The following is a 3,374-nucleotide window of genomic DNA, read 5'->3' as shown; positions in this document are numbered from 1 at the left end:
CTCCCGCAAGCGGGAGAGGGAGCCTGCCGCATGCGGGTTGTCTGCTGAATTTTAAACAAAAGCCCTCTCCCCCAGCACGGCGAGCCCCCTCCCCCGCTTGCAGGGGAGGGTTGGGGTGAGGGCCACGCGAGGCACGGCGCTGCTGCGACGATAGGGACGACAGCGGCGATTCGCTCGGCTACACCAAGGCAATGGATTCTCTCGACACCGTCAGCATCGCCATCCTGCTCGGCGCCATCCTGGTGATGGCGGGGATCCTGTCGAGCCTGCTGGCGCTGCGGTTCGGCGCGCCGTTGCTGCTGGTGTTCTTGCTGCTCGGCATGCTGGCCGGCGAGTCCGGGCCGGGCGGGCTGAAGTTCGACGATCTCTCGACGACCTATCTGGTCGGCTCGGTGGCGCTGGCGCTGATCCTGTTCGACGGCGGTCTGCGGACGCGGTTCTCCAGCATCAAGACCGTGCTGGCCCCATCGATGGGGCTGGCCACCGTCGGCGTCTTGGTCACGGCGCTGATCACCGCGCCGGTCGCGCTCTACGCGCTCGACCTGAACTGGACCGAGGCGCTGCTGGCCGGCGCCGTGGTGGCCTCGACCGACGCCGCCGCAGTGTTTCTGCTGGTGCACGCCCAGGGCCTGCGGCTGCGGCCGCGGGTCGGCGCGACGCTGGAGGTCGAGTCCGGCACCAACGATCCGTTCGCGGTGTTTCTGACCCTGATGCTGGTCGAGCTGATCAGCCGCGGCGAGAGTTCGACCCTGCATGTGATCGTCGAATTCGTCCGCGAATCCGCGCTCGGCGCGCTGATCGGCGTGGTCGGCGGCCGCGCCGTGGTGATGGCGCTGAACCGCGTGGCGCTGCCGCAAGGCCTGCACGCGCCGTTCGTCGCCACCGCGGCACTTGTCGTGTTCGGCACCTCGCAGATGCTGCACGCCTCCGGCTTTCTGGCGGTGTATCTGGCCGGCATGATCATCGGCAACCAGCCGACCCGCGCGCATAATTCGGTGGTGGCGTTCCTCGACGCGGCCACCTGGCTGGCGCAGATCGTGATGTTCGTGCTGCTCGGCCTCCTGGTATCGCCGCAGCGGCTGATGGCCAGCGCCGGGCCGGCCGTGCTGGTGGCGCTGGCGCTGATGCTGGTGGCGCGGCCGGCCGCGGTGTTTTTGTGCCTCGCGCCGTTCCGGTTCAACTGGCGTGAGCGGCTGTTCATCGCCTGGGTGGGCTTGCGCGGCGCGGTGGCGATCTTCCTCGCCTCGATCCCGATGCTGGTCGGGCTGCCCAAGGCGTATCTGTATTTCGACGTCGCCTTCGTGGTGGTGATCATCTCGCTGCTGCTGCAGGGCTGGACGCTGGGGCCGGCGGCGCGCAAGCTCCACGTCGCGCTGCCGCGCACCGACCGCGGCCCGCGGCGCATCGAATTGGACCTGCCGGGCCAACTCGAGAAACAGCTGGTCGGCTATCCGGTCCGCGCCAAGAGCCTTTACCTCAAGCGCGGGCTGATCCCGTCCTGGTCGAAGCCGACGCTGGTGATCCGAGACGAGCGCATCCTGACGCCCGAGGAGGCCGAGCCGGTCGCGGCCGGCGACTACGTCTATCTGCTGGCGCCGCCCGAGAAGGCCGAAGCCCTCGACCGCTTCTTCGTCGACATGCCGCCCTCGACGGCGCCCGACCCGCATCTGCTCGGCGACTTCGTGGTGCCGGGCGAGACCTCGCTCGGTGACCTCGCCGGCGCCTACGGTGTCAGCGTCAAGCCCGGCGAGGAGGCGCTGACGCTGGCCGATTATTTCGACATCAATCTCGACCGCGCCCCCACGGTCGGCGCCGAGCTGCCGCTGGATTCGATCGTGCTGGTGGCGCGCAGCCTCGGCGGCGGCCGCGTCAACGTGGTCGGCCTGCGGCTGCCGGAAGACGAGGACGACGCCCCGCCCCCGACCCGCAAGCAGCGCCTGCAGCGCAAGCTGTCGAACGTCTGGTCGGCGCTCTCGGGCGTGTGAGCCGCCCGCGCCGTGCTACTTCGCCGGCGCGTGCCTGGCGGACCAGTCCTGCAGCGTGGCGGGCTCGACCATGCCTTCGATGGTGACGATGTCGCCGTTCGGGGCGATCAGCAAGGTGCGGGGAATGTCGCCCTGCCAGGCGGGATCGATCTCGTAGCGCAGCCGCTCGGCGAAGCCGTCGGTGAACACCCAATTGTCGGCAGCCGACAGCCCGGCGCCGCGCAGCATCGCCAGCGCCGGCTGCTCGGAATTCGGCACCAGATCGGCATCGATCGTCACCACGTCGACGCCGGGATGCTGCGCCATGAAGGCGCCGAGCCGCGGCAGCTCGACCTTGCAGGGCCCGCAGGTCACGCCCCAAAAATGCACCAGTGTCGGCCGTCCGGCATGAGCCTGCAGCAGCGGCTTCCAGCTGCCACGCCCGAACGGCTTCAGGCCGCCACTCTCGGAAGCCCCGGCCGGCGGCAGGCCGGCCGCCAGCAGCATCAGCACCAGCAGAAATCGCTTCATGGTTCGCGCCCGATTGGTTGCAGCCGATAGCCGTCGGCCTTGGTCATCCACGACAGATACATCTCGCGTCCGTCCGTCACCAGCAAGGGATGGTCCGAGGCGTCCGCCGTGGTGGCGATCACCCGCGGCGCCGACCAGCTCTTGCCATCATCTGGCGAGGTGATCAGTTCGACCGCGGTGGCGTCGCCGTCGAATTGCTTCCAGACGATCGCGGTCTCTTTCGCGCCGGCCAGCACATAGGGCCGCGACGGCGCGCGCTCCGGGTCGCCGAGCCGCATCGGCTCGGAGAAGCTCTGCCCGCCGTCGCGCGATTGCGCGTAGAACAGCCCCTTGCGCACCTTGCCGGCGGTGTACCAGACGACGTGATAGGCGCCGTTCGGCGACACCGACAGGCTCGGCCCGTGATGCGGGCAGGCCGCGATCTGCCAGTCGTCGGTGCTGACCCGGTGCAGCGGACCGGGTGTGCCGTCGTCTGAGAAGGTGATCACCGCATGATCGCGGACGCCGCCGTCGAACATGTTGCGAAACACCACCACGGCGCGGCCGGCCGGATCGAAGGCCAGCGCCAGCCGGCAGCACTCGCAGGTGTGCGGCGCCGCCACCGTGGCCGGCGTGTAGCTCGCGCCGCCGTCCGGCGACGAGGCGACCAGCAGCGCGGCGCCGTCGTATTTCTTGCCAGCGCTGCGTGCCGCCGCCCGGTCGCGCTTGTCGAGCCAGGCGGCGAACAGCTGGCCGTCAGAACGAAAGCCGATCGCCTCGAAGCGCTGGCTCTCCGGATCGGACGTGATCGGTCGCGGCGGCGCGAAGTGGGCGCCGCCGTCGGTCGAGCGGCTGGTGAACACGTCGCCGTTGAAGGCGTCGTCGCGGAAGATCGAGAAC

General features: G+C 69.7%; 3 protein-coding genes. 1 reads left to right on the top strand and 2 read right to left on the bottom strand.

All coding sequences use genetic code 11. The features are described 5' to 3' along the window. Positions 1-191 precede the first annotated feature (191 nt). Complete coding sequence (locus ACOJTD_RS17000) at positions 192-1,985, top strand: potassium/proton antiporter (protein ID WP_420134063.1); 1,794 nt, start codon at positions 192-194, stop codon at positions 1,983-1,985. 15 nt (positions 1,986-2,000) lie between these two features. On the opposite strand, the gene ACOJTD_RS16995 is transcribed toward ACOJTD_RS17000, so the two are convergent. Both ACOJTD_RS16995 and ACOJTD_RS16990 read right to left on the bottom strand, forming a co-directional pair. Further along, positions 2,001-2,495 carry a TlpA family protein disulfide reductase gene (locus ACOJTD_RS16995; RefSeq protein ID WP_420134062.1) on the bottom strand — a complete coding sequence of 165 codons (495 nt, stop codon included), beginning with the start codon at positions 2,493-2,495 and terminating at the stop codon, positions 2,001-2,003. Further along, the coding region (locus ACOJTD_RS16990) for an exo-alpha-sialidase (RefSeq protein ID WP_420134061.1) at positions 2,492-3,374 on the bottom strand (883 nt) is incomplete at its 5' end. The genes ACOJTD_RS16990 and ACOJTD_RS16995, both read right to left, overlap by 4 nt.

Source organism: Rhodopseudomonas sp. (assembly GCF_048594845.1).
GTDB lineage: Bacteria > Pseudomonadota > Alphaproteobacteria > Rhizobiales > Xanthobacteraceae > Rhodopseudomonas.
Note: the sequence above shows the minus strand (reverse complement) of the source record. Positions and strands in the feature narration are given on the sequence as shown.

What these genes read in the sequence shown, in the direction of transcription:
- ACOJTD_RS17000 (WP_420134063.1), top strand. Translation starts at nt 192, where the DNA reads ATGGATTCTCTCGACACCGTCAGCATCGCCATCCTGCTCGGCGCCATC.
- ACOJTD_RS16995 (WP_420134062.1), bottom strand. Translation starts at nt 2,495, where the DNA reads ATGAAGCGATTTCTGCTGGTGCTGATGCTGCTGGCGGCCGGCCTGCCG.